Annotated in this window: 2 protein-coding genes; both read left to right on the forward strand. The window is 73.3% G+C overall.

Annotated elements, in window-relative coordinates; genetic code table 11:
- The first annotated feature begins 621 nt into the window (after positions 1–621).
- Positions 622–1,413, forward strand: a complete 792-nt coding sequence (locus ACLJT4_RS42100) for a hypothetical protein (RefSeq protein WP_411130439.1) — start codon at positions 622–624, stop codon at positions 1,411–1,413.
- 64 nt (positions 1,414–1,477) lie between these two features.
- Positions 1,478–3,595 (forward strand): hypothetical protein, encoded by a 2,118-nt coding sequence (locus tag ACLJT4_RS42105; protein ID WP_411130441.1) that lies wholly within the window; start codon positions 1,478–1,480, stop codon positions 3,593–3,595.
- The last annotated feature ends 124 nt before the right edge of the window (positions 3,596–3,719 follow it).

Genomic DNA, 3,719 nt, shown 5'->3' on the forward strand with positions numbered 1-3,719 from the left:
GGCGGGCCGGTCGGCCTGGCCGCCACCGGCGCCGCCGCCGGAGCCATCGGCGTCGGCGCGCTCGTTGCCCGCCGGCGTGCCGCGGGTCCGCGGCGCCGCGCGCAGTCCACCCTCCGCACCCCCGCCGCTGCGGGCAGCCGTAGTGCGGGCGTCCAGCGGTCGCCTTTGGGGGCCGGCGTCGGCCGTGCGGGCCGGTCGAGCGCGGGGTCGGTGCGGGCCGGAGGGCGCGGTGCGTCCCGCCGCTCCCCCTCGAACGCCGCCTCCACCCCGCAGTCGGGAGTCCGCCGGGCACCGACAGGCCCCGCGACGGGTCTTGCGGCGGGTTCCCGGGCCAGCGATCCGCGCGCAGACCGTCGCAATGGCCTTGCCGCGTCGTTGCGTTCGTCGTCTGGTGGGTTCGGTCGTCGTGACGGTGGTGCGGGGGTGCAGTTGTCGAAGGCCCCTCGCGGGCCGCGGTCGGCGTCCGGCGGGTTGTCGCGTGCCGGACGGGCCGCAGCGGGCGGTGTCGCCGCTGGTATGGCGCGCTGGCAGGCCGGGGGCCCGAAGCGGGCCGCGCGGGCCGAGCAGCGCTCGAACCGCCGCACCGACCGGGGCGCCGCGAAAGCGCACAAGGACGCCGGGATGCTGCCCGGCGTCCAGCGCGGGCCGGGGAAGTCGCGGCGTGCTGAGACCACTTCGGTGCATCGGGGGCAGGTCAGTGCGGCGCAGGCGAAGGCATTGCGTCGGTCCGCTGCGCGGCATGCGGCCCGGATGGGTGCGAGCGCGGTGCTGGCCGGCGGCGTGGGGCTGGCCTCGGGCCTGTGGAACTGGCGCCGCCCGGGTGTGGCGTCGCGGCATCTGAAGGCGGCGTGGCTGCGGCTGGCCAATCGTGCTCGCCGTATCCGTGAACTGCGTGACGCCGCGATCCGCGGCGAGGGCAAGCCCGGCCAGATTCCGGTGCCGGGCGAGAAGGTCACCGACCCCAAACGCCCCAAGGACAAGCCGCGTTCGACTCCGGGCAAGGGCCGCTCGGCCCGTCCCGTCACTCTCGAAGTTCCCCAGGGAGGAACCGTGTCCGAGACCACCACCCCGAACCTGGCGCGTCTGTCGGACGCGGCCGAGGTCATGCTGCAGGCCGCGTCCACCTTCGACCCCGAGCGCATGGAGGAGTTCCAGTTCCTGATCGATGACCTGCCCACCGCGATGGAGACGGTGCAGGACACGATCCGGGTCCTGGCAGAGCTGGCCGACGAAAAGCTGCCCGTGGAGCCGGTGGTCATCGAGGAGATCGGTGAGGGCTACCGGGCCATGAACCGCGTCATCGAGGCCCTGACCGAGGTCGGCTCCGTCTACCGCAAGGCCCACGCCGCCGACATCGAGCGGCACGAGAACCCCCGCAAGGGCCCCGAGGGCGAACGCAAGTGGAACGTCTAACCAGCCCCTGCTCTGACCCGACGGCCCCCGCACGCTGCGGGGGCCGTCCGCTTGGAAGGACACCATGACCAGCAAGAACACCAACGCCTCGACGCGGGTGGACTGGAGCGCCGGGCACGGCATCGTCTCCGGCACCCTGAACGCCACCGCCGGCACCCTGGTCACCACCGCGCTGGCCCACACCGCGCACCTGCCCGCCGGATGGGCGCTGGCCGCCGGCGCCGCCGGGGCGGTGGGCACCACGATCTCCGGCATCCGCAAGCACCTGACCCGCGCCACCACCGGCTTTCGCTCCGCGTGCTGGCTGGCGGCCGGCACCTGGTCCTCCTGGGCCCTGGCCGGCGGCGGCCCCACCACCCTGGCCGGGCTCGGCTCCCTCGCGGTCGGCGGGATCGCCGCCGGCACGCTGGCCGTCGGGTTCGCCGCCCACGAGGAGACCGAGCAGGCCCGCCGCATCACCCTGCTGGGGCTCGGGGTGCGCCGGGCACTGGCCGAGGAGTGGATCGACCGCATCGCGCGGGTGTGCCGGGTCGAGAACGTGGAGATCGTCGCGATCGAGCACTGGCCGACCGGCATGGGCTACACCGTCGAAGTCAAACTCCCCGAAGGGGGCGTGACCCGCAAGACCATCGCGGACCGCACCGCCGCGCTCGCCTCCGACCTGGACCTGCCCACCGGCTGTGGCCTGGAGGTCCACGAAGGTCTCTCCCGCCGGCTGGTGCTGGTGCGGGTGACGACGAAGTCCATGGCCGGCACCGAACTGCCCTACCCGCTCGCCGAGATGACCGAGGTCACGACGGTCAACAACCCGGTGCCGCTGGCGCTGCTCTCGGACGGTGGGAAGGCGGAGTTGGACATGCGGCAGGCGTCCACGATCGTGGCCGGCCCGACCGGCACCGGCAAGAGCAACTGGCTCCACAGCCTGATCGCCCGGTTGAACCAGACCAACGACGTGCTGGTGTGGGTCATCGACCTCAACGGCGGCTCCCTGGGCCTGCCGTGGCTGCACGCGTGGCGTGAAGCCCAGCAGCACACCGAAGGCTCCCGCTGGGCTCACGCCGACATCCCCGTCCCAGGCGTGGACTGGGTGGCCAGCACCCCGGCCGAGGCCACCCGCATGCTCCAGGCCGCCATCCGCATCGCCAAGCAGCGCAAGGTCGCCTACCAGGACCACATGCGCGCCGAGGACGACGACAAACTGCCCGTCGGCCCCGACCTGCCCGAGATCGTCATCATCACCGACGAAGGCGCCGAGGTCGCCGCCACCCGTGAGGCCCGGGATGTCCTCAAGGGCATCTCCGAGGTGATCCGCATCGCCCGCGCGATGGCCATCCGCGCCCTCGTCTCCGCCCTGCGCGTCACCCAGGACGTCCTGCCGGACCCGATGGTCCGCAAGATGGCCTCCAACCGCGTGTGCACCGGCGCCACCGAAGACAGCGAGCTGGGGCACTTCTTCGGCTGGCGGGCGCTGGCGGTGGAGGACTCCTTCGACGGCCCCGGCTCCCTGCTGGTCGGCACCGATGGCAAGGCCCCGGAGAAGGGGCGGCAGTGGCGCATCACCCCTTCCGTCATCGAGGAGGTCTGCGCCGCCACCGCCCACCGTCGCCCCACCCTCGACGCCCCATCGCTGAAGGCGGCCGGGGCGGACTACGAGCAGCGGTGGTCGCAGGAGCGCTGCGGGCACCTGTTCGGCCTCCAGCCCGCCACCACCACCGCAAACGGGGGCGGGGGCGAGTCGGGGCCCCGGAACTGGCGGGCCACCGCCAGTTGGGATACCCCCGCGGCTGCGAAGGTGCCGCAGGTCGAGGGGGCGCCGCAGGACAAGGCCCTGGAGGCGGAGTTCCTCGACATCGTCAACGCCGGCCTCACCGACGTACCCGCCGCCGATGACGGGACCGACTGGTCCGACCCGTCCACCTGGGCCCCGGCCCGCAAGAACGCCGACGCCAAGCCCGACGCCCGGCAGGCCGCCCTGAACCTCCTGATCGCCGCCGGCCCCGAGGGCACCGGCGCCTCAGCCATGGAGCGGGAGCTGAAGGACACCTACGGCACCCGCCGCCCGGTCATCCAAGGCTGGCTCCGGGAATGGGCCGAGACCGGCGAAGCCGTCCGGATCGGCGAAGGCAGCAAGGCCCGCTACGTCCACCACACCCACGCCCCCAAGCCCCCCACCGAGGGCTAAGAGCCCCTCCTGTCTGTCACCTGTCACCCGACCCGGACAAGGGGGCTTCGGCCTGTCAGCGCGGCCTGTTCCCCTTTCTGACCTGCGCGTTACAGGTGACAGACAGGTGACAGGTGACAGACAG

This window comes from Streptomyces sp. x-19 (genome assembly GCF_046549115.1).
In the GTDB taxonomy this organism is placed as follows: Bacteria; Actinomycetota; Actinomycetes; order Streptomycetales; family Streptomycetaceae; genus Streptomyces; species Streptomyces albulus_C.

Bases quoted from the DNA above. Each gene is read 5' to 3' on its own strand.
- ACLJT4_RS42100 (WP_411130439.1), top strand. From the start codon at position 622: ATGCTGCCCGGCGTCCAGCGCGGGCCGGGGAAGTCGCGGCGTGCTGAG.
- ACLJT4_RS42105 (WP_411130441.1), top strand. From the start codon at position 1,478: ATGACCAGCAAGAACACCAACGCCTCGACGCGGGTGGACTGGAGCGCC.